Source organism: Mycobacterium sp. PO1, from assembly GCF_017312405.1.
In the GTDB taxonomy this organism is placed as follows: Bacteria; Actinomycetota; Actinomycetes; order Mycobacteriales; family Mycobacteriaceae; genus Mycobacterium.
This window is the reverse complement of sequence record NZ_BLTG01000013.1, coordinates 33,780-54,502: the sequence shown is the minus strand read 5'-3', so window position 1 is coordinate 54,502 and position 20,723 is coordinate 33,780. Positions and strand designations below refer to the sequence as shown.

Sequence of the window (20,723 nt, the reverse complement as noted above, 5' to 3'; positions counted from 1 at the left end):
AGCGAAACACCCACCACCACAAGGAGATCGACATGAACCGCATCATCCAGCTGATCGCTCTGCCCCTCGTCTCCGCCGGAATCATCGGCGGTGCCGCGCTCGGCCTGGCCGGCACGGCGAGCGCGTCGATGACCGTCAACGACGACGGCAGCATGGTCGCCACGCCGGACACCTACGCCCATCAGACGATGATGTACCCGCACTGGGGCTACTACTACTGGCCCTCGCAGGCGACCGGGCCGCACACCGACACCACGGTGCACCAGAGCCGCTGAATCCCGGCGAATCGGGCGCGCTACGGCACCGTGAGGGTGCCCTAGCGCGCCAGATTCGCAGGGGTAACCGCGCTACGGCTGCGTGCGGGTGCCTCCGCGCGCCGGATTCGCAGCGTCAGCCGAGCATGGCGTCGGCGAACCGGCGGACCGCATCGGCCCCGGTCTGTGCGGCCTGCGCGTGACCGCGGCGCGCCTGCAGCCCGATGTTGCCGCTGGCCGGATCGAGGGTGACCTCGGCGAGCAGTTCGCCGGTGGTCGGTTCGCAGACCGCCCAGGAGTACAGCGTGTCCGTCTCCCACTGTGTCGTGCGGCGGGCGACGTGCTCGGCGTCGTGCTGGCCCATGTCGGCCAGGGCCGGGCGGTCGTCGACGCGGTCGTCGGCACGCAATGCGCGCAGGTACCAGGCGCCGGCATTGATTTCGATGGGCTCCACCCGCACAGCTTCGCACAGGGATCGGCCCCGCTGCCCATGCAGGCAGCGGGGCCGTTCCACCCCTCGGTCCACTGTTGAGTCGGGTCCGCTCAGCAAACCTCTGACCGCAACGTGAGCAAACCATATACGAGGAGGCCGGGTGAGGGGAAGTAATTCACGAAAGTGCAAATTGCCAGCTTCGCGGGATGCGCGGTGCCGGCGCTGTGCCCGCCCAGCGTAGCCTAGCCATACCCGCATAGGCAGTACAGCTAATCATCGAGCGGCGCACTGCATGCCCGACCGGTGAACCGGCCCGCAAACGCGGCGAGCGCACGCACCTGCACGAAAAACGACGGAGTGTCGTGTGCAGACGCGCGCGCTCGCGCACTCACAAAGCGGGAAAGACTAGTCGCCCTTGATCTCGCAGATCACGGTGCCCTGGGTGATGGCGGAGCCCGGCTCGGCGTTCAGGCCGGTGATGACGCCGTCCTTGTGAGCGGTGACGGGGTTCTCCATCTTCATCGCCTCGAGCACCACCACCAGCTCGCCGGCGGCCACGGTCTGGCCCTCTTCGACCGCGACCTTGACGACGGTGCCCTGCATGGGCGCGGTCACCGAGTCGCCGGAGGCCGCGGCCCCGCCGGCACCACCGCGCTTGCGGGCCTTGGGCTTCTTGCGGATGACCCCGGAGGCCGGGGCGCCGCCGCCCCCACCGAGCGCCAGGTCACCGGGCAGCGACACCTCGAGGCGACGCCCACCGACCTCGACGACGACGGTCTGGCGCGGCAGGGTGTCTTCCTCTTCGATCGGGTCGCCACCGGTGAACGGCTCGATGGTGTTGTCCCACTCGGTTTCGATCCAGCGGGTGTGCACGTCGAACTTGGTGCCGTCACCGATGAAGGCAGGATCGGAGACCACCGCGCGGTGGAACGGGATGACGGTGGCGAGGCCCTCGACGACGAATTCGTCCAGTGCGCGCCGCGAGCGGGCCAGCGCCTCCTCGCGGGTGGCGCCGGAGACGATCAGCTTGGACAGCATCGAGTCGAACTGGCCGCCGATCACCGAGCCGGCTTCCACACCGGAGTCCAGCCGCACGCCGGGGCCGGTCGGGATGTCGTAGCGGGTGACGGGTCCGGGGGCGGGCAGGAAGCCGCGGCCGGCGTCCTCGCCGTTGATGCGGAACTCGATGGAGTGCCCGCGCGGGGTCGGGTCCTCGGTGATGGACAGCGGCTCGCCGTTGGCGATCTTGAACTGCTGCAGCACCAGGTCGATGCCGGAGGTCTCCTCGGTGACGGGATGCTCGACCTGCAGGCGGGTGTTGACCTCGAGGAAGCTGATCAGGCCGTCCTGGCCGACCAGGTATTCGACGGTGCCGGCGCCGTAGTAGCCGGCCTCCTTGCAGATCCGCTTGGCGGACTCGTGGATCTCCTTGCGCTGCGCGTCGGTCAGGAACGGCGCCGGGGCCTCCTCGACCAGCTTCTGGAAGCGGCGCTGCAGCGAGCAGTCGCGGGTGCCCGCGACGACGACGTTGCCGTGCATGTCGGCGATGACCTGGGCTTCGACGTGGCGCGGCTTGTCCAGGTAGCGCTCGACGAAGCACTCGCCGCGGCCGAACGCGGCGACGGCCTCGCGGGTGGCCGAGTCGAACAGCTCGGGGATCTCCTCGATGGTGCGGGCCACCTTCATGCCGCGCCCGCCGCCGCCGAACGCGGCCTTGATCGCGACGGGGACGCCGTACTCCTTGGCGAACTCGACGACCTCGTTGGCGTCCTTGACCGGGTCGGGGGTGCCGGGCACCAGCGGGGCCTCGGCGCGCGCGGCGATGTGACGGGCGGTGACCTTGTCGCCGAGGTCGCGGATGGACTGCGGGCTGGGGCCGATCCAGATCAGCCCGGCGTCGAGCACGGCCTGGGCGAAGTCGGCGTTCTCGCTCAGGAATCCGTAGCCGGGGTGCACGGCGTTGGCGCCGGACTTGGCGGCGGCGTCGAGCAGCTTCTCGAACACCAGGTAGGACTCCGCGGAGGTCTGCCCGCCCAGTGCGAACGCCTCGTCGGCGAGCCGGACGTGGGGTGCGTCGGCGTCGGGTTCGGCGTAGACCGCCACGCTCTGCAGCCCGGCATCCCGTGCTGCGCGGATGACTCGGACGGCGATCTCTCCGCGGTTGGCGATGAGCACCTTGGAGATCTTCGAGCTGGCGTGACTGGCCACAGCGCCTCCTGTTGACACGATTTTTTAAGAGCTTCCTAAAGACGATATCCCGGGCAGTTTATGCGGCCCACCTTGAGTGTCGGCGAGCCGGTCCCTTACCCGCCGGTAACGTTGCGGCCGTCTTCGCGTTCGACGTCGGAGGCTGCCCGGTGGGTCTGCAGCGGACCGTGGTGGTGCACCCGGTTACCGCCGGCGCGTTTGGCGGTGTACATCGCGACGTCGGATTGCACGGTGAGCCAGTGCAGCGAATCGACGATGGTGGCGGTGTTCAGCGAGGTGACGTCGACGGCGGCAGTACCGACGCTGGCGGTCAGTCCGTAGCGGGTCGTGGTGACGGCCGCGCGGGCCTGTTCGCCGAGGGTCTCCGCAACCGGTGAGGTGATGATGTCGGCGACCAGGAACTCCTCACCGCCGACCCGCCCCACGATCGCCGACGACGGCAGCGTCGCGCCCAGGGCGCGGCCGACCTCGACCAGGGCGTCGTCGCCGGCGTCGTGGCCGAGGGTGTCGTTGAGCGCCTTGAACCGGTCCAGGTCGATCATTCCGAAGGCCAGATAACGTCCGGCACGGTGACCGTCGAGAACGGTTGCGACGACGGCACGCTGGAATGAACGCCGGTTCAGCAGGCCGGTGAGCGGGTCACGATCGGATTTGATGAGGTCGATCCCCAGCGCGTGCACCATGATCTGGATGGCCAGCGGGACGGCGGCGTTGAGCTCGACGACGAGGAAGACCATGGTCAACGCCAGCACCAGCTCGCCGTGGGTGGCCATCGCCCAGACGTGTGTGGTGGCGACGGCGAGCGCGACGACGAAGTTGGCGGTGACCAGCCGAGCGGAGTGGAAGAAGGCGAAGTAGCCGCCGGACACGGCCAGCGCAGCGCACGCCATCAAGCCGATCTGCGGGTCGGCGGAAGCCCAGCTGCCGAGGCCGATGCTCAGGCAGATGAACGACGCGAATCCGATGGACTGCGCGCGGGTGGGCCACCGCGTCAGCCACAGCGCGGTGTAGCCGAGGCCGGCCACTCCAGCGACCACCGCCGCGGGAATGAGGAGTGCGAAGTTGGCCGGAGCCGGGCTCCACAACGCGTTGGCGGGGACGAGCGCGCCGGACGCAGCGATCACGGCCATCAGAATCTGCGCCGGCCGGGTGAAACCGCGGGCATGCATGTAGCTCGACAACCAGTCGTATTGATCCGGGCTCCGCCACCAACGCAGAATCGACCGCATCCGACCCCCGTCGTCGTCTGCTCAGCCGCTTTGCTGAGCATGGACAGAGCCTAACCCCGGTCGTGCACCCGGCCGCGCGGTTAGCCCGATTTGCCCTCCGTGTCCGCGCGCTCGGCGTTTCGTCCGAGCCTGAAAGCCGCGAGGCTCCTGCGCGTGTCGTCGACGGCGCCTCGGTGCGATCAGTGACGGGGGGATGTACGGGAGGGTCCGAGTGCGTAACTGTTGCACCGGTGCGTCGGTGGACACTCCCGTAAAGTTGTATGTTCCACTCGACTGAGGGGAATGTGATGTCGAGCGTGCTTGACGACGCCGCTGCGGGCCAGGGTGTCGAACCGCAGTTCCAGCGCGTGGTGTCGCTTCCCGATGAGACCGTGGTCGGCTATGAGGCCTTGGCACGGTGGCCGGGGTTGCGGGATGTCGGTCCGCTCGACGTGTTCGCCCGGGCGAGGGTCAACGGGACGCTCGACGCGCTGGATCACCACTGCGTCGGCTCGGCGGCGCAGGCGGCGATGCAGGGCGGTGCGGCCTCGGGCATGTTGCTGTTGATCAATGTCGAGCCGACCACGGCGGCTCTGGACCCGGGCGCTGCGGCGAAGGTGACTGCTGCCGCCGAGGAGTGCCATCTGGTCTTCGAGTTGACCGAACGTGAGTTGCTGACCAATCCGAGCGCTCTGCTTCGCAAGGTCGCCGCTCTGCGCGCTGCCGGATATTCGATCGCGCTCGACGACATCGGGGTGCACAGCGATTCGTTGGCGCTGCTGGATCTGGTCGCTCCCGACATCCTGAAGCTGGACATGCAGTTGGTGCAGAATCAGCCCAACAGGCTGCAGGCCCGCACGATCGCCGCGGTGATCGCCCACCACGAGCGCACGGGCGCGACGATCCTGGCCGAAGGCATCGAGACAGACGAGCATCTGGAGCAGGCCCTGGCCTACGGCGCGACGCTGGGGCAGGGGTTCCGGTTCGGCCGCCCCGGTGACCTGCTCGTTCCGCCCCAAAGCAGCTACCGCCCGGCGCACACGGCTCAGTCACCGCTACCAGCCCAGGCGTCGGCCTTCGACCTGGCGGCACCGGGATTGATGACCCGCGCGGTGCGTAAGCCGACCGTGTTGCAGCTGTCTCGCCACATCGAGCATTTGGCGTCGGTGGCCGACAGCCCGCCGATCGTGCTGGCCGCGGTGCAGGAGGCCAAGTACTTCACCGGCCTCACTGTGGATGTCTATCTCGGGTTGGCGGAGCGCTCGCCCCTGGTCGCAGTGCTCGGCGGGGGTACGTCGAGAGCCCCGTGCCCCGGGGTGAAGTGGGTGAGCCTGGACGACGGGGACCCGCTGCTGGCTGAGTGGGGGGTGGTGGTGCTCGGCCCGGACATGGCGGCCGGCCTGCTGGCCCGCGAGCGGCCGGGCGCGGGACTCTCGCCGGGCGGGGAGAAGAGATTCGACATGGTGATGACGTTCGACCGCGCGCGGGTGGCCGCGGCGGCGCGCTGCATGCTGGACCGTTTTCCCGATCGGCGGGGTCCGGGCTGAGTCGCTGTCACGGGGGATCTCGTCGTCCTCCGTCGGTTCCGCGCGATTCGGCGGGTCCGGCCAATGCCGTTGCGCGGAAGGCGAAGACGCCCGGCGGTGGTCCATGGTGTCTCGCTTCCGGCGCACCGTTCGCCGCTACTGAAGCGGAAGCAGTATTAGCGAAGCACGCTTCGTAGGTCAATGTCCGGCCGCCGGATACATACGCAACGTGCTTCGTGTATTGTGTTTCGTAGCATAAGCCTACTCGCCCAGGGAGGCACCCCCATCATGTGGTCCGCTGTGAACTTCATGACCAGGCCGGTGGTCACCGTCCGGCATGCCACGCCGTTGTCCGAGGCGGGGGCGATTCTCGCCAACTGTGGTTATGCCGCGCTGCCGGTGGTCGACGACGGTGGACTGCTGCTGGGTGTGATCACCGCCGGAGACGTGTTGCGCGCCAACCATCGTGGCCACACCACAGCCGGTGAGGCGATGGCCTGTCCCGCACTTGCCGCTGAGATGTTCGCCGACGTCCATGTCGTGGGCCAGCTGTTGCTGGGCCAGGGGATTCGCAGCCTGCCCGTCGTCGACGACGAAGGACGGGTGATCGGCATCATCAGCCGAGGGGATCTGCTGCGGCTCGACCTGACCAGTGACGACGCGATTGCTGTGGGCGTGCAGAAGTTGCTCGACGACTACACCGGTAAGCGGCGCTGGGTCGCGCAGGTGCGCGGCGGTGACGTGACGCTGGCGGGGCGCTTCGACGACGACCCGGAGCGTCGCATCGCCATCGCGCTGGCCCGGACGGTGCCCGGCGCGAAGACGGTCCGCATCGGCCGCGGCGGCCGGGCAGAGCCCGCACAGGTTCCGCAGGCCGCCGATGTGTCGCCGTGAACGAACTCAGTCGACGGTGATCTCGTGGACCTGCACCCCGGCGGCATGGATGAGCTTCAGTTGCTGCCTGTCGGCGGTCGAGTCGGTCACCAGGTGATGGATCCGTTCCAGCGGAACCATTTTCGCGAGCGTGACGGTGCCGATCTTGGAACCGTCGACGGCGACGATGACACGCTGGGCGTTGGCGGCCATCGCGATCGCGGTACGGGCCTCGGCTTCGTCGAAGGTGGTGGCGCCGACCTCCGCTGACATTCCGTCCGCGCCCAGCACCGCCGTGCCGACGGTGATGACCTGGAACGCATGCTCGGACATCGGGCCGACCGCCTCCAGGGTGTTGGCGCGCACCAGGCCCCCGGTCGCGATCACCTTCATGTGCGCGTCGACGGCGCAGTCGGCGGCGATGGTCAGCGAGTTGGTGACGATCGTGATGTTCGGCCTGCCCTTGAGTGCCCGGGCGACCTCGCCGGTGGTCACTCCGCCGGTCAGCGCGACCGCCTGCGGCCCGGGCGGCACCAACGCCGCGGCGTGCTGGGCGATCCGTCGCTTGATCGCCACCATCCGGTGATCGCGCAACCGGACCGGGATCTCGCTGCCGCTGGGGTCCAGCGCGCGCGCACCGCCGTGGGTGCGCACCAGCAGGCCCTGCTCTTCCAGCTCAGCGAGGTCGCGGCGCAGCGTGGCCACCGAGACGCGCAACTCCGCACACAGCACCGTCGACGAGACTTCGCCCCGGTCGCGGAGCAGTGACAGCACCTCCCGCATCCGGTCGGTGCGCTTGATCGACATGGCCGGTACTCCTCGGACGGTGGCCGAACCGCGCAGTTTTGTTGAGCGTTTGGCCGGTTGGTATTGCGCGCTTTGAGCGAGCTTCTCATGCTCGAGTGATGTCCCACACATCCGCCCCCGCCGCCGAGGCCGTGTCATGGCGTTGACCGCCACCGCCGACCTGATCATGTCCGCGGCGGTGACCGGTGCCGCTGTGCCGGCCTTCAACGCGATCACCCTCGAGCATGCCGAGGGCATCGCCACCGGCGTCGAGCGCAGCGGTGCCGCGGCCCTGATCCAGATCAGCGAGAACACGATTCGTTTTCACGGCGGGCGCATGGCGCCGCTGGTGTCGGCGTGCGCGCGGATCGCCGAGGGCTCCGATGCCGCGCTGGGGGTGCACCTGGACCACCTGCAGGACCCCGCACTGATCGACGAGGCGATCGCCACCGCCGCCGACCTCGGCGTCACCTCGCTGATGGTCGACACGGCGCACCTGTCCTACCGCGCCAACGTCGAGGCGACGCATGGCTTCACGCTCCGCGCACACGAGGTGGGTCTGTGGGTGGAGGCCGAACTCGGCCAGGTCGGCGGCAAGAACGGTCACGCGATCGGCGCCCACGAACCGGGCGCCCGCACCGATCCGGCCGAGGCCGCCGAGTTCGTCGCCGCCACCGGAGTGGACGGGCTGGCGGTCGCCGTCGGCAGCTCGCACGCCATGACCACCCGCGACGCCGAATTGGACCTGGCCCTGATCGGACGCCTCAGTGGCAGTGTCGCGGTTCCCCTTGTGCTGCACGGCTCTTCGGGGGTGTCGGACGACAACCTCGGCGCCGCGGTGCGCGCGGGGATGCGCAAGGTGAACATCGGTACCGCGCTCAACCTGGCCTACTCCGGTGCGGTGCGCGCCGTCCTCGACGGGCAGGCGTCGGTGACCGATCCCCGCACGTATCTGGCACCGGCCCGCGAGGCCATCGCCGACACCGTCGCCGAACTGTGCCGCGTCATCACCGCGCCGGCCACGTTGGAGGCGCGATGAGTTCGGCATCGACGCTGCGGCGGGTCGACTGGCTGGCCGACACGATCGGGCGGCACAAGGCGGGTGAACCTGTGGGGGTCTACTCGGTGTGCTCGGCGCACCCCACCGTGCTGGAGGCAGCGATTGTCCAGGCCGCCGCCGACGACGGCTTCGTGCTGATCGAAGCCACTTCCAATCAGGTCGACCAGTTCGGCGGCTACACCGGGCTCCGGCCCGCGGAGTTCCGGGAGCTGGTGCTCGGCATCGCCGACACCCACGGCTTCGCCCGCGACCGGGTGGTCCTCGGGGGCGATCACCTCGGGCCCAACCGTTGGCAGCGCGAGAACGCCGCGGTGGCGATGGATCACGCGGAGACGCTGATCGCCGCCTACGTCGAGGCCGGCTACACCAAGATCCATCTGGACTGCAGCATGCGCTGCGCCGACGACCCCGCCGTGCTCGCCCGACGACGTTGTCGCACAGCGCAGTGCGCGGCTGCTGCGCGTGGCCGAGGACACCGCCCGCCAGGTCGGCTCCGACGGTCCGGTGTATGTGATCGGCACCGAGGTGCCCGTCCCCGGTGGCGCCCACGAAACCCTGGAGCAGCTCACCCCGACGCCGGCCGAACGGGCCCGCGCCACGCTGGCCGCGCACCGCAGTGCGTTCGCCGACGCGGGCCTGGGTGAGGTGTGGCCGCGGGTGATGGCGCTGGTGGTACAGCCCGGCGTCGAGTTCGACCACCTCAACGTCTTCGACTACGTGCACGGCGCCACCGCAGAACTGCGGCACGTGCTCGACACCGAGCCGCACCTGGTGTTCGAAGCGCATTCGACCGACTACCAGCGACCCGCGCAGTTGCGCGAACTGGTCGACGACCACTGGGCCGTCCTCAAAGTGGGTCCCGGGCTGACCTTCGCGATGCGTGAGGCGCTGTTCGCGCTGGCGCGGATCGAAACCGAACTCATCGCGCGACCGGCCCGGTCGAACCTGATCGAGGTCGTGGAACGACGGATGCTGGCCGAACCGAAATACTGGCAGTCCTACTACGAGGGCAGCCCGGCCGCGCAGCGCACCGCTCGCCGCTACAGCTACAGCGACCGGTTGCGCTACTACTGGGCCGACGAGGAGGTGGACGCGGCGCGACAGATGCTGCTGGCCAACCTCGACCGGGTCGGCATCCCGCTGCCGCTGATCAGTCAGTTTTTGCCGCTGCAATACGAACGCATCCGTGCCGGTGGCCTCGACGACTCCGCGCAGGCGCTCGTCATCGACCGGGTCCGTGACGCGCTCAGACCCTACGCGGACGCCTGCCGCGCCCCGAGCCCCGAAGGAGCCCGATGACCACCCACACCGCTGTGCCCGCCCAACAGGACGGCGGCGCAACGATTCTCGAGATCGCGCAGCAGCCCGACGCGTGGCGTGAGGTTGCGGGCCGATCCGACGAGCAGGCAGCGGCGTTTCTCGCCGATGTCCTGGCGCGGCGCGACCTGCGCGTCATCCTGACCGGGGCGGGTAGCTCCGCATTCGCGGGTGACATCGCCGCGCCGGCGCTGCGGCGCCACCTGAACCGCCGGGTGGAATCCGTCGCGACCACCGATATCGTCGCCGGCCCGCTGGACCACCTGGAGCCGGGTACCCCGACGCTGCTGGTGTCGTTCGCCCGCTCCGGCAACAGCCCCGAGAGTCTGGCCACCACGGCACTGGCCGACCAGTTCGTCGACCAGGTGTGGCATCTGGTGCTGACCTGCGATCGGGACGGCAAGCTGGGCCGCGCGCATCTCGACCGCGACGACTCGCTGGTGGTCTACATGCCCGAGCGCACCAACGACTCCGGGTTCGCGATGACGTCGAGCCTGACGTCGATGCTGCTGAGCTGCCTGACACTGCTCGGTGGCGCCCGGGGCATCGACGCGTTGGCCCGCGGCGCCGAGCACGTGATCGGTCTGCAGGACGACATCCGCGTGCTGGCGCGGGCCGGCAAGCAACGCTTCGTGTATCTGGGCAGCGGCCCACTGCAGGGCCTGGCGCAGGAGTCGGCGCTCAAGCTGCTCGAACTCACTGCGGGGGAGGTGGTGACGTACTTCGACTCACCGCTGGGTTTTCGGCACGGCCCGAAGTCGGTGCTGGACGCCGACACGTTGGCGGTGGTGTACGTCTCGACCGACCCGTACACCCGCCGTTACGACCTCGACATCGTCGCCGAGCTGCGCGCCCAGCTCGGCGCGGAGAACGTGCGGGTGATCAGCACCGAGCCTCTGCCGGATGACTCGGGGCCGGCGATGGTGATCCCGGGCCTCGACGGTCTGTCCGACTCGCTGGTCGCGCTGCCGTATCTGGTGTTCGCCCAATATCTGGCGCTGTTCACGTCATTGGCGCACGCGAAGACTCCGGACAACCCGTTCCCGTCCGGTGAAGTCAGCCGGGTGGTGCGGGGCGTGACGATCTATCCGATGGACGGTCGGCGATGACGGCGCGGTATCTCGGCGTCGACGGCGGCGGCTCCAAGACGGCGTTCGCGTTGATCGACGACGCGGGCCGGGTCCTGGCTCGCGCGACCGCGCCCACGTCGTACTACTTCAGCGCCGCGGCCGGAGCCGATTCCGCCACCCGGTTCGACGGCGTGGAACGCGTTCTGGCCCAGGGCATCAACGACATCTGCGCGCAGGCGGGCATCGTCACCGAGGACGTCGATCGGGCCTTTTTCGGTCTGCCGGGATACGGAGAGGCCAGCGCCGACATCGCCGCGCTGGATGCGGTGCCGGCGAAGGTCCTGGGACATGACCGCTACGGCTGCGACAACGACATGGTGTGCGGTTGGGCGGGGTCACTGGCCGGCGAGGACGGCATCAACGTCATCAGCGGCACCGGGTCGATGACCTACGGCGAGCGGCGCGGCACCGGGCACCGGGTGGGCGGCTGGGGTGAGCTGTTCGGCGACGAAGGGTCGGCGTACTGGGTAGCCGCGCACGGCCTGAACGCCTTCAGCCGGATGAGCGACGGCAGAGCGCCCCGCGGACCGCTCTACGACCTGCTCAAGCAGCGCCTCGGGATCACCAGCGACCTCGACGCGGTCAGCCTGGTCATCGACACCTGGGGCGGAGCCCGTGGGTCCATCGCCGCGCTGGCCACCACGGTGTGTGCGGCCGCGACGGCCGGTGATGCCGCCGCCGACCGGATCCTCGTCGACGCCGCCGGCGAGCTCGCCGCACTCATCGACACCACCGCAACACTTGTCGGCTTCACCGCCGCCGAGACGGTGCCGGTGTCGTATTCGGGCGGCATGTTCTCCGACCCCGGCTTCCTGCAGCGTTTCCGGGTGGCGCTGGACGCGTCGCCCACGGCGTTCGACCTGCGCCGGCCGTTGCTCGATCCCGCCGTCGGCGCGGCGTTGTACGCCGCCAAACAGAGCGGACATCCGCTGAGCGCGGACGCGGTGCAGCAACTCGCCGCTTCCGCAACCGATTCCGAGAAGGTGACCTCACCATGACGGACGTGACGACGACATCTGCATCCAGCCGCAGCTGGATCTTCTATGCGACCCTGCTGATCCTGTTCTGGGGTGTGTGGGGCGCGTTCTCCGCGCTGCCGGCCACCTGGTACGGCTACCCCGACGAGATGATCTACTGCGTCTGGGCGCTCACCATGATCATCCCCGCCGCGTTCGCGCTGCGCGGCCAGCGTTTCGACCGGCGGCCCCAGGCCACCATCTACGGTCTGCTGATCGGGTTGACCGGCGCCGGCGGCCAGCTGCTGCTGTTCCAGGCGCTGACGATCGGCCCGGCCTACCTGATCTTTCCCATCGTGTCGATCTCCCCGGCGATCACGGTGCTGATGGCGATGCTGCTGTTGCGGGAACGCATCAGTGGGCTGGCCGTCGTCGGGCTGATCGCCGCACTGGCCGCGATCGTGCTGTTCAGCATCTCCGGCGGCGACGCCGAGGGGTCCTCGGGGCCGTGGCTGCTGCTGGCCATCGCGGTGTGCGTGGCCTGGGGAGTGCAGGCCTACTTCATGCGCAAGACCGCCACGCTGGGTGTCAACGAGGCCACCACGTTCGGCTGGATGGCGATCACCGCCATCGCGCTGATCCCGGTCGCGCTGCTGTCGCTGGGCGGCCTGCCGCTCGACTTCCCCTGGCAGGCACCGGCATTGACCGCGGCGACGCAGATCCTGAACGCCGTCGGCGCGCTGTTCCTGGTGATGGCGCTCTCGCGCGGCAAGGCGACGATCGTCGCGCCCACCACCAACGCGCTCGCCCCGGCGCTGACCATCGTGGTCTCGCTGATCGCGTACCAGGCGCTGCCCACCCCCTACGGTGCGGTCGGCATCGTGCTGGCGCTGGTCGGTTCGACACTGATGGTGTACAGCGACGAGAAGCGTGGTGAGGCGCCCACCGCCGCGGTGCAGCCCACCGTGGCGCCGACGGACAGGTCGGTCGAGAAGAGGAGCCGGGCATGAAACCGTCCATCGTCATCATCGGTGCCGGCAGCGTCGAGTTCACCCGGGAGCTGCTCGGCGACATCCTGTCGTTCCCCGAGCTGGGCGGGGTGCGGGTGGTGCTGCACGACATCGACGCCGAGCGGCTCGAGACCGCCGAGGCCATCACCCACGCGACGGCCCGGGCGGCCGGTGCACACCCGGAGGTGGTGTCCACCACCGATCGCCGCCGCGCCCTCGACGGCGCCGACTACGTCATCAACGTGATCCAGGTCGGCATGCACGAGGCGACGGTGCGGGACTTCGAGATCCCGGCCCGCTACGGGCTGAACCAGACGATCGGGGACACCATCGGTGTCGGCGGGATCTTCCGGGGTCTGCGCACCTTCCCGGTGCTGGCGGGCATCGCCGCCGACATGGCGCAGGTGTGCCCGGACGCGTGGCTGCTGAACTACACCAACCCGATGGCGATGAATGTCACCTTCCTGCACCGCGTGGCGCCGAACCTGAAGGTGCTCGGGCTGTGTCACTCGGTGTATTGGACGATGGTGGGGCTCTGCGAGCTCATCGACGTGCCCTATGACGAGGTGTCCTACTGGTCGGCCGGGGTGAACCATCAGGCGTGGGTGCTGCGCTGGGAGCGGGGCGGGCAGAACCTGTACCCGCTGCTCGATCAGCGCATCGCCGACGACCCGGAGCTGCGGCGCCGGGTGCGGGTGGACATGTACCGCCGGCTGGGTTACTACCCGACCGAAACCAGCGAGCACAGCAGCGAATACGTGCCGTGGTACCTGCACAACCCCGACGAGGTGGCCCGGTTGCGCATCAACGTCGGCGAGTACGTCGCGATCAGCGAGGCGAACCTGGCCGAGTACCGCCGCGTGCGCGACGAGTTGGCCGGTGCCGACACGCTGCCCATCGACACCGACTCCACTGAGTACGCGCCGCAGGTGATCCACTCGCTGGAAACCGGTACCCGAAGGGTCATTTCGGCCAACATCGCCAACGCCGGTCTGATCACCAACCTGCCCGACGGGGTCGCGGTGGAGGTGCCGACGGTCCTCGACGCACTCGGTGCGCACCCGATGAAGGTGGGTGACCTGCCGGCGCAGTGCGCCGCGTTGAACCGCAACTTCCTCGGCCCGGTGGACCTGACGGTGCGCGCCGCCGTCGAGGGCGATCCCCGGTTGGTGCGCGCCGCCGCGCTGGTCGACCCCAACACCGCCGCCACCTTGAGCGTCGACCAGATCGCCCAGCTGTGTGACGAGCTGACCGCCGCGCACGGCGACCTGCTACCCGAATCGTTGCGTCCCACCTACTGAGGAGTGTCCACCGTGATCCGACGCCGCCTGTGTGTCGCCCTGCTCGCTGTTGTCACGCTCGTGCTCGCCGCGTGCGGGGGCGGCGGTTCGTCGTCCGGACCCACCGAGATCGCGGTGTGGCACGGCTACCAGGACACCGAGGGGGAGGTGTTCAAGAAGCTGATCGCGCAGTACAACCAGGATCACCCCGACGTGAAGGTCAACGAGCTGTACTCCAGCAACGACCTGGTGCTGCAGAAGGTGCTGACCGCGGTGCGCGGCGGCAGCGCACCCGATGTGGCGTACATGTTCGGGTCGTGGTCGCCCAACATCGCGCAGATCCCCCAGGTCGTCGACATGGCCGAGTATGTGTCCGAACCGGACTGGCAGTGGGACGACTTCTATCCCGCCGAGCGGGAGGCCGCCACGGTGGGGGAGAAGATCGTTGGGGTGCCCGCGTTGGTGGACAACCTCGCGATCGTCTACAACAAGCAGTTGTTCACCGATGCCGGGGTCGCTCCGCCGAGCCCGGACTGGACGTGGGCGGACTTCCGTGCCGCCGCGGCGAAACTCACCGATCCGGCGAAGGGGCAGTACGGCTGGCTGATTCCGGCCGACGGCAGCGAAGACACGGTGTGGCACTACCTTCCGATGCTGTGGGAGGCCGGCGGTGACATCCTGTCGCCGGACAACGAGACGGCGGTGTTCAACTCCGAGGCCGGGGTGCAGGCGCTGACCGTGCTGCAGCAGATGGCGGTGACCGACAAGTCGCTGTATCTGGACACCACCAACGAGAACGGCCCGAAGCTGATGAACAGCGGGAAGGTCGCGATGCTGGTGACGGGACCGTGGGATCTGAGCCAGCTGCCCGACATCGACTACGACGTACAGGTGATGCCCACGTTCGCCGGGTCCTCGGGCGGACACCAGACCATCGCCGGGCCCGACAACTGGGTGGTGTTCGACAACGGTGACGAGAAGAAGCAGGCCGCGGTCGACTTCGTCGCGTGGCTGTCGGCGCCCGAACAGGTCAAGACGTTCTCGCTGGGCACCGGCGACCTGCCGATCCGGCAGTCGGTGGGCAACGACCAGGCCGTGCTGGACACGCTCAACGAGAATGTGCCGGGCACGGCAACATTCGTGGAGAACCTGAACAACGTGAAGAAGGTCCGTCCCACCGTCGAGCAGTATCCCGACATCTCCGATGCGCTGGGGCAGGCGATCGTCGCGGTGATGCTCGGCAAGGAGCAACCCGCCGACGCGCTGAACAAGGCCGCGCAGGCGGCCGACGCGGCCCTGGCCGAGAAGTGACCGGGTCCGAGAAGTGACCCGGTCCGAGAAGTGGCCGTTTCCGAGCAGTGACCGTTTCCGAGAAGTGACCGTGGCCGAGAAGTGACCGTGGGACGAGGATGAACCGATGCTGATCACCCCCGACGTCGAGAAGCCGGTGACCCCGGCGCCGCCGCACCCTCGGCGGCGGCGCCGGCTCGGCGGCGCGGAGAGCGTGACGGGGTGGACGCTGGTCAGTCCCGCGGTGATCCTGATCGGCATCTTCGGGCTGCTGCCGGTGCTGATGTCGCTGCAGTTGTCCTTCCAGCACTCCGATCTGCTCACCCCGGAGACGCCGTGGGTGGGGTTCGACAACTACCGCAAGATGGCCGACGACCCGGTCTTCCTCGAGGCGATCAAACACACCATCGTTTACACCGCGCTGTTCGTGCCGGGCACGATGCTGGTCGGGTTGCTCGTCGCCGCGGCGATGAACCGGTCGCTGCGGTTCATCTCGCTGTACCGCACCGCGGCCTACATCACGATGGCGGTGTCCACGATCTCGCAGGGCATCATCTTCCTGTGGCTGACCGACCGGGACTACGGCCTGGTCAACGCGGCACTCAACGCGGTCGGCGCGCCGTCGCAGCCGTTCCTGGCGTCGCCCAGTCAGGCCATGTACGTCATCGTGGCGATGACGATCTGGGGCTGGACCGGCTTCTCGGTGATCGTCTACCTGGCTGCCCTGCAGGGGGTTCCGGCCGAACTGCACGAGGCCGCCGCGATCGACGGGGCCAGCCCGTTCACCCGGTTCCGCACCATCACGGTGCCGCTGCTGGCCCCGGCCAACCTGTTCCTGCTGGTATGGCTGACCATCAACGCGCTGCAGCTGTTCGACGAGGTGTACGCCACCACCCGCGGCGGCCCGCTGCGGGCCACCACCGTCATCGTCTACTACCTGTGGGATCAGGCGTTCGTGCACTTCGACGCAGGCTACGCCGCGGCGATGGCCTACGCGCTGTTCGTCGTCATCCTGATCATCACCGGTGTGCAGTTCCGGCTCACCCGCCGGTTCGGTGGCACCTCATGACGCGCCTGCGGCTGCCGTTCAGCCCCTGGCATCTGGTGTTGATCCCGCTGAGCTTCCTGCTGCTGGTTCCGCTGCTGTGGATGCTGATCACGTCGCTGCAGACCGAAGGCGAGGCCAACCGCTTCCCACCGGTGTTGTGGCCGGCCAGCCCCCAGTGGCAGAACTACACCGAGGCGTGGGCCGCGGCGCCGTTCGGGCACTTCTTCCTCAACAGCTTCACCGTCACCGCGGTGGTGCTGGTCAGCAACCTCGTGGTGTGCAGCGTCGCCGGATATGCGTTCGCGCGCATCCGCTTTCTGGGCCGCGGAGCGCTGTTCGTGACGCTGATGGCGACGCTGATGGTGCCGTTCCAGGTGACGATGATCCCGGTGTTCCTGATCGTGAAGTGGTTCGGCGACAACGTGTGGGAGGTTCTGGGTATCGACCACATCGGGGCGTTGATGCTGCCCAACCTGGCGACCGCGTTCGGCATCTTCTTCCTGCGCCAGTTCTTCCAGACGGTGCCGGTGGAGCTCGAGGAGGCCGCCCGCGTGGACGGCACCTCCCGGCTCGGTGTGCTCTTCAAGATCGTGCTGCCGCTGTCGCTGCCGGCGATGTCGACGCTGGCGGCGCTGACCGTGCTGACGTCGTGGAACGACTTCCTGTGGCCGCTGATCGTCATCACGTCCCAGGAGCAGATGACGATTCCGTTGGGGCTGAGCTACTTCCAGGGCGCCCACCATGTGCAGTGGCCGCTGTTGATGGCGGCCAACGTGATGAGCCTGCTGCCGATGCTGCTGGTGTTCATAGGAGCGCAGCGCTATTTCGTGCAGTCGGTGGCCAGTACCGGACTCAAGGGTTGAGAGGCGAGACGTTGTCAGAGATCGAGTTCCGGGATGTCACCCGCACCTACCCTGGTGGCGTCACCGCGCTGAAGGGGCTGAACCTGACCGTCGCCGACGGCGAGTTCCTGATCCTGGTCGGCCCGTCGGGCTGCGGGAAGAGCACCGCGCTGCGGCTGCTGGCCGGGCTGGACAAACCGACCTCGGGCGAGATCCGCATCGGCGGAACGGTCGTCAACGACCTGGGGCCCGGGCAGCGCGACATCGCGATGGTGTTCCAGAACTACGCGCTGTATCCGCACATGACCGTGTACCGCAACCTGGCCTACGGTCTCAAGCAGCGCAAGACGCCGCGCGCCGAGATCGACCGCCGGGTCCGCGAGACGGCCGAGCTGCTGGAGATCGGTGGCTTGCTGGACCGCAAGCCCGGTCAGCTGTCGGGCGGGCAGCGGCAGCGGGTCGCGATGGGGCGGGCGCTGGTGCGCGAACCCCAGGCGTTCCTGCTCGACGAGCCGTTGTCGAATCTGGACGCCAAGCTGCGCAACCAGGTGCGCGGTGACCTCAAGCGGCTGCACCGCGAGGTGCCGGTGACCTCCCTCTACGTCACCCACGATCAGGTGGAGGCGATGACGTTGGGGGACCGGTTGTGCGTGATGGCCGGCGGTGAGGTGCAGCAGATCGGCACCACCGACGAGGTCTACAACCATCCGGCCAACACGTTCGTCGCGGCGTTCATGGGCAGCCCGCCGATGAACCTGCTGCCCGGCGAGGTGCGCTCCGGGGTGCTGCACGTCGGCGGCGCCGAGCTGTCGACGGTGCCGTGTCCGGACGGGCCGGTGACGGTGGGGGCGCGGCCCGAGCATCTGGAGGTGCGCGGCGCGGGCGGCGAGGGGGTGGTGCCGGCCCGGGTGGACTTCGTCGAACCGCTCGGCAGCCACGTGCTGATCACCGCCGACGTCGACGCCACGCGGGTGATCGTGCAGGCGCCGGCGGGCACGGACTTCGCACCCGGCACCGCGATCGGGTTGGCGTTGCCGCCGCAGCACACCTACTTCTTCGACGCCGAGACCGGCGAGGCCCAGCTGCACCGCGAGCGCCTCACGTTGTAGCGGTCACGCGGCGCCTCACGCGGCTAGCCGCCAAGCGCGGCATCGGAACCGTGCCGCCATCGAGCCAGCGAACCCCAGCGCGGGGTACGGTGAGCCCTCGAGCGGTGCTGTGTGGCGTCCTGCTTGTTGGCGGCCCGGCGAAGAGGGGGAGCGTGACCGTTGACGCGTGGGTGACGTTGGCCGTGGTCGTCGTCACCGTCGTTGTGCTGGTTTTCGACCGATACAACCCGGCGCTCGTCATGGGCGGCGCGGTCCTGGCGCTCTACGTTTCCGGGGTCATCGACTCCGGGCAGCTGCTGGCCGGTGTGGCCAACGAGTCCCTGGCCATCGTGGCCGCGCTGTATGTACTGGCGGGCGCCGCCGACATCACCGGCGCGTTCGACGGGGTGACGTCCAAACTCCTGGGCGGCGCCGACCGGAACCGGCCGCGCGCGGAGTTGCTGCGGGTGTGCGGCCCGTCGGCGGGGGTGTCGGCGTTCATCGCGAACACCCCGCTGGTGGCGATGCTCGCGCCGCGGGTGGTTCGCTGGTGCCGCCGCACGGGACGCTCACCGTCGCTGTACCTGATGCCGCTGAGCTATGCGGTCATCCTCGGCGGGTCGATGACGATGATCGGCACCTCGGTCAACCTGTTCGTCAACGATCTGATCGACTCGGCGGGTCTGGGCCGGCTCGGGGTGTTCTCCATCATCGGTGTCGGGCTGCCGTTGACCATCGGCTGCGTACTGCTGATGGTGCTGTTCGGGCCGCGCCTACTGAAGGACCGCACCACGCCGGGCGAGACGCTCGCCGGTAACGAACGCGAGTTCACCGTCGAGATGACGATCCCGTTCGACAGCGCCATGGCGGGGGTGACGGTCGCCGAGGCCGGGCTGCGCAACCTCGACGGTGTGTTCCTCGTCGAGGTGGAACGCGCGGAGCGGGTCATCGCCGCGGTCGGTCCGGACGAACCGCTGGCGGTGGGGGACCGGCTGGTGTTCGTCGGGAACCTCGCCCGCGTGCTGGATCTGCAGAACATGACGGGCCTGGCCTCGGCGGAGGCGCGCCACTTCGACGACCTGGCCCGCAACCCCCAACGCCAGTTCGTCGAGGCGGTCATCGGTGCCGGGTCACCGCTCGTCGGCTCGAGCCTGAAGGCCGCCGGCTTCCGCAGCCGCTACGGCTCCGCGGTGGTGGCGATCCACCGGGCCAGTCAGCAGCTGTCCGGCAAGCTCGGCGACGTCCGGCTGCGCGCCGGGGACGTGCTGCTGGTGCTGGCCGGGCCCGACTTCGCCCAGCAGTTCCGCGAGCACCGCGACTTCGCGGTCGTGGCCCCGCTCAACCAGGACCGGCCGATCCGGCGTGAACGCACCCGGGTGGTCGAGTTCTGTGTCGCGGCGCTGATCGTGCTGGCCGGCACCGGGCTGCTGGATCTGCTGAAGGCGTCCCTGATCATCGCGTTCGCGCTGATCGTCAGCCGAGTGGTGACGCTCAACGATGCGCGGCGCTTCGTCAACGTCAATGTGCTGTTGTTGATGGCGACCAGCTTCGCGCTCGGGCTGGCCGTCGAGGAGAGTGGGCTGGCCGCCACGCTGGCCAACCTGGTGGTGAACGCGGCGGCGCCGCTGGGCAGCATCGGACTGCTGGCGGCGGTGCTGGCGGCCACCATGCTGGTGACGGAGGTGATCTCCAACCTCGCCGCCGCTGCGCTGATGTTCCCGATCGCGGTCGCCGTCGCCGAGCAGGCGGGCGTGAACGCGATGCCGTTCGCCGTGGTGGTGATCTTCGGGGCCAGCCTGTCGTTCCTGACGCCGATCGGCTACCAGACCAACACGATGGTGTGGGCCATGGGCGGCTACCGCTACACCGACTTCGCCCGCCTGGGTATCCCGCTGACGCTGCTGGTCCTGGTCGCGACGCCGTTTCTGGTGCCGGTTTTCTTCCCGTTCTGAGCCGGCGCCCCTTATTCACCTGGGTAGGGTTCGCGCCGCCAGCTGGTACTAGGACTGACCGACGTATTCGTCGCAGGAGAGGACGAGCGTGTCGGCGGGACTCGAAATATCGACATATTGATGTCCGGGGCGGCCACCGTCTCCAAGTGCAATCAGGTCGGCGATCACCTCGCTTGCCTTGGCTTGATCGAGCCGCCAGACGACCCGAGAACGGTCTACTTCCACTTCTGGATCGCCAGGTTGGATCAGAAACTGATGGGCGAAGTCTCCATGCTGGAGTTGCCCGCCACCGTCTTTTACGGCGGCTTGCAGCGCGGAGGTGAATTTCTTCACTCCGTCTCCATCCATAGCCAGCAACACGGCATCGTCGCCGAGATTGAACCCGGGGGCGAACTCAACGCGAATGGTGCTCATGCGTCCCCCAAAAAACGATTGTGCCTGTGCTGGCAAAAAGATACTGGC

General features: G+C 68.7%; 20 protein-coding genes. 15 read left to right on the top strand and 5 right to left on the bottom strand.

Features of this window, described 5'->3' with window-relative positions:
* Positions 1 to 32: 32 nt before the first annotated feature.
* Positions 33 to 275 (top strand): hypothetical protein, encoded by a 243-nt coding sequence (locus J3476_RS05540; protein ID WP_152516103.1) that lies wholly within the window; start codon positions 33 to 35, stop codon positions 273 to 275.
* A gap of 115 nt (positions 276 to 390) precedes the next feature.
* Here J3476_RS05540 and J3476_RS05535 read toward each other — a convergent pair whose 3' ends face one another.
* The 3 genes from J3476_RS05535 to J3476_RS05525 all read right to left on the bottom strand — a co-directional run bounded on the left by J3476_RS05535 (position 391) and on the right by J3476_RS05525 (position 4,124).
* Entirely contained in the window at positions 391 to 708 is a 318-nt protein-coding gene (locus J3476_RS05535; protein WP_163673376.1) for a hypothetical protein, read from the bottom strand.
* Positions 709 to 1,092: 384 nt separating this feature from the next.
* Positions 1,093 to 2,895, bottom strand: a complete 1,803-nt coding sequence (locus J3476_RS05530; protein ID WP_207065510.1) for an acetyl/propionyl/methylcrotonyl-CoA carboxylase subunit alpha — start codon at positions 2,893 to 2,895, stop codon at positions 1,093 to 1,095.
* A gap of 95 nt (positions 2,896 to 2,990) precedes the next feature.
* A complete protein-coding gene (locus J3476_RS05525) occupies positions 2,991 to 4,124 on the bottom strand; it encodes a diguanylate cyclase (protein WP_207065509.1) in 1,134 nt (377 codons plus the stop codon).
* Positions 4,125 to 4,411: 287 nt separating this feature from the next.
* On the opposite strand from J3476_RS05525, the gene J3476_RS05520 reads away from it, so the two are divergent.
* Both J3476_RS05520 and J3476_RS05515 read left to right on the top strand, forming a co-directional pair.
* Positions 4,412 to 5,650, top strand: coding sequence for an EAL domain-containing protein (locus tag J3476_RS05520; RefSeq protein WP_207065508.1), 1,239 nt, complete (start codon positions 4,412 to 4,414; stop codon positions 5,648 to 5,650).
* A gap of 267 nt (positions 5,651 to 5,917) precedes the next feature.
* Positions 5,918 to 6,523, top strand: coding sequence for a CBS domain-containing protein (locus J3476_RS05515; RefSeq protein ID WP_207065507.1), 606 nt, complete (start codon positions 5,918 to 5,920; stop codon positions 6,521 to 6,523).
* A gap of 6 nt (positions 6,524 to 6,529) precedes the next feature.
* Here J3476_RS05515 and J3476_RS05510 read toward each other — a convergent pair whose 3' ends face one another.
* Entirely contained in the window at positions 6,530 to 7,309 is a 780-nt protein-coding gene (locus J3476_RS05510) for a DeoR/GlpR family DNA-binding transcription regulator (RefSeq protein WP_207065506.1), read from the bottom strand.
* A gap of 136 nt (positions 7,310 to 7,445) precedes the next feature.
* Between J3476_RS05510 and J3476_RS05505 the strand changes: the two genes are divergently transcribed.
* The 12 genes from J3476_RS05505 to J3476_RS05455 all read left to right on the top strand — a co-directional run bounded on the left by J3476_RS05505 (position 7,446) and on the right by J3476_RS05455 (position 20,261).
* Positions 7,446 to 8,327: a class II fructose-bisphosphate aldolase gene (locus tag J3476_RS05505; RefSeq protein ID WP_207065505.1), complete on the top strand. Its 882-nt coding sequence runs from the start codon at positions 7,446 to 7,448 to the stop codon at positions 8,325 to 8,327.
* Complete coding sequence (locus J3476_RS28170; protein ID WP_373889029.1) at positions 8,324 to 8,992, top strand: class II D-tagatose-bisphosphate aldolase non-catalytic subunit; 669 nt, start codon at positions 8,324 to 8,326, stop codon at positions 8,990 to 8,992. The genes J3476_RS05505 and J3476_RS28170 overlap by 4 nt, the downstream gene beginning before the upstream one ends.
* Positions 8,874 to 9,647, top strand: coding sequence for a class II D-tagatose-bisphosphate aldolase non-catalytic subunit (locus J3476_RS27825; RefSeq protein WP_373889028.1), 774 nt, complete (start codon positions 8,874 to 8,876; stop codon positions 9,645 to 9,647). Before J3476_RS28170 ends, J3476_RS27825 begins: the two co-directional genes overlap by 119 nt.
* Positions 9,644 to 10,774 carry an SIS domain-containing protein gene (locus J3476_RS05495; protein WP_207065504.1) on the top strand — a complete coding sequence of 377 codons (1,131 nt, stop codon included), beginning with the start codon at positions 9,644 to 9,646 and terminating at the stop codon, positions 10,772 to 10,774. The genes J3476_RS27825 and J3476_RS05495 overlap by 4 nt, the downstream gene beginning before the upstream one ends.
* Complete coding sequence (locus tag J3476_RS05490; RefSeq protein WP_207065503.1) at positions 10,771 to 11,793, top strand: N-acetylglucosamine kinase; 1,023 nt, start codon at positions 10,771 to 10,773, stop codon at positions 11,791 to 11,793. Before J3476_RS05495 ends, J3476_RS05490 begins: the two co-directional genes overlap by 4 nt.
* A 5-nt stretch (positions 11,794 to 11,798) precedes the next feature.
* Positions 11,799 to 12,761 carry a DMT family transporter gene (locus J3476_RS05485; RefSeq protein WP_373889027.1) on the top strand — a complete coding sequence of 321 codons (963 nt, stop codon included), beginning with the start codon at positions 11,799 to 11,801 and terminating at the stop codon, positions 12,759 to 12,761.
* Entirely contained in the window at positions 12,758 to 14,062 is a 1,305-nt protein-coding gene (locus J3476_RS05480; RefSeq protein ID WP_207065501.1) for an alpha-glucosidase/alpha-galactosidase, read from the top strand. The genes J3476_RS05485 and J3476_RS05480 overlap by 4 nt, the downstream gene beginning before the upstream one ends.
* A 12-nt stretch (positions 14,063 to 14,074) precedes the next feature.
* Positions 14,075 to 15,352 (top strand): ABC transporter substrate-binding protein, encoded by a 1,278-nt coding sequence (locus J3476_RS05475; RefSeq protein ID WP_207065500.1) that lies wholly within the window; start codon positions 14,075 to 14,077, stop codon positions 15,350 to 15,352.
* A 106-nt stretch (positions 15,353 to 15,458) separates the two neighbouring features.
* Positions 15,459 to 16,400: a carbohydrate ABC transporter permease gene (locus tag J3476_RS05470; protein WP_207065499.1), complete on the top strand. Its 942-nt coding sequence runs from the start codon at positions 15,459 to 15,461 to the stop codon at positions 16,398 to 16,400.
* Complete coding sequence (locus tag J3476_RS05465; protein WP_286182632.1) at positions 16,397 to 17,242, top strand: carbohydrate ABC transporter permease; 846 nt, start codon at positions 16,397 to 16,399, stop codon at positions 17,240 to 17,242. Before J3476_RS05470 ends, J3476_RS05465 begins: the two co-directional genes overlap by 4 nt.
* An 11-nt stretch (positions 17,243 to 17,253) precedes the next feature.
* Positions 17,254 to 18,330 (top strand): ABC transporter ATP-binding protein, encoded by a 1,077-nt coding sequence (locus J3476_RS05460; protein ID WP_207065498.1) that lies wholly within the window; start codon positions 17,254 to 17,256, stop codon positions 18,328 to 18,330.
* Positions 18,331 to 18,482: 152 nt separating this feature from the next.
* A complete protein-coding gene (locus J3476_RS05455) occupies positions 18,483 to 20,261 on the top strand; it encodes an SLC13 family permease (protein WP_207065497.1) in 1,779 nt (592 codons plus the stop codon).
* Between the two features lie 48 nt (positions 20,262 to 20,309).
* On the opposite strand, the gene J3476_RS05450 is transcribed toward J3476_RS05455, so the two are convergent.
* Positions 20,310 to 20,675, bottom strand: a complete 366-nt coding sequence (locus J3476_RS05450) for a hypothetical protein (protein ID WP_207065496.1) — start codon at positions 20,673 to 20,675, stop codon at positions 20,310 to 20,312.
* Positions 20,676 to 20,723: the final 48 nt, after the last annotated feature.

Bases quoted from the DNA above. Each gene is read 5' to 3' on its own strand.
- J3476_RS05540 (WP_152516103.1), top strand. From the start codon at position 33: ATGAACCGCATCATCCAGCTGATCGCTCTGCCCCTCGTCTCCGCCGGA.
- J3476_RS05465 (WP_286182632.1), top strand. From the start codon at position 16,397: ATGACGCGCCTGCGGCTGCCGTTCAGCCCCTGGCATCTGGTGTTGATC.
- J3476_RS05520 (WP_207065508.1), top strand. From the start codon at position 4,412: ATGTCGAGCGTGCTTGACGACGCCGCTGCGGGCCAGGGTGTCGAACCG.
- J3476_RS28170 (WP_373889029.1), top strand. From the start codon at position 8,324: ATGAGTTCGGCATCGACGCTGCGGCGGGTCGACTGGCTGGCCGACACG.
- J3476_RS05525 (WP_207065509.1), bottom strand. From the start codon at position 4,124: ATGCGGTCGATTCTGCGTTGGTGGCGGAGCCCGGATCAATACGACTGG.
- J3476_RS05505 (WP_207065505.1), top strand. From the start codon at position 7,446: ATGGCGTTGACCGCCACCGCCGACCTGATCATGTCCGCGGCGGTGACC.
- J3476_RS05480 (WP_207065501.1), top strand. From the start codon at position 12,758: ATGAAACCGTCCATCGTCATCATCGGTGCCGGCAGCGTCGAGTTCACC.
- J3476_RS05470 (WP_207065499.1), top strand. From the start codon at position 15,459: ATGCTGATCACCCCCGACGTCGAGAAGCCGGTGACCCCGGCGCCGCCG.
- J3476_RS05515 (WP_207065507.1), top strand. From the start codon at position 5,918: ATGTGGTCCGCTGTGAACTTCATGACCAGGCCGGTGGTCACCGTCCGG.
- J3476_RS05450 (WP_207065496.1), bottom strand. From the start codon at position 20,675: ATGAGCACCATTCGCGTTGAGTTCGCCCCCGGGTTCAATCTCGGCGAC.
- J3476_RS05510 (WP_207065506.1), bottom strand. From the start codon at position 7,309: ATGTCGATCAAGCGCACCGACCGGATGCGGGAGGTGCTGTCACTGCTC.
- J3476_RS05490 (WP_207065503.1), top strand. From the start codon at position 10,771: ATGACGGCGCGGTATCTCGGCGTCGACGGCGGCGGCTCCAAGACGGCG.
- J3476_RS05495 (WP_207065504.1), top strand. From the start codon at position 9,644: ATGACCACCCACACCGCTGTGCCCGCCCAACAGGACGGCGGCGCAACG.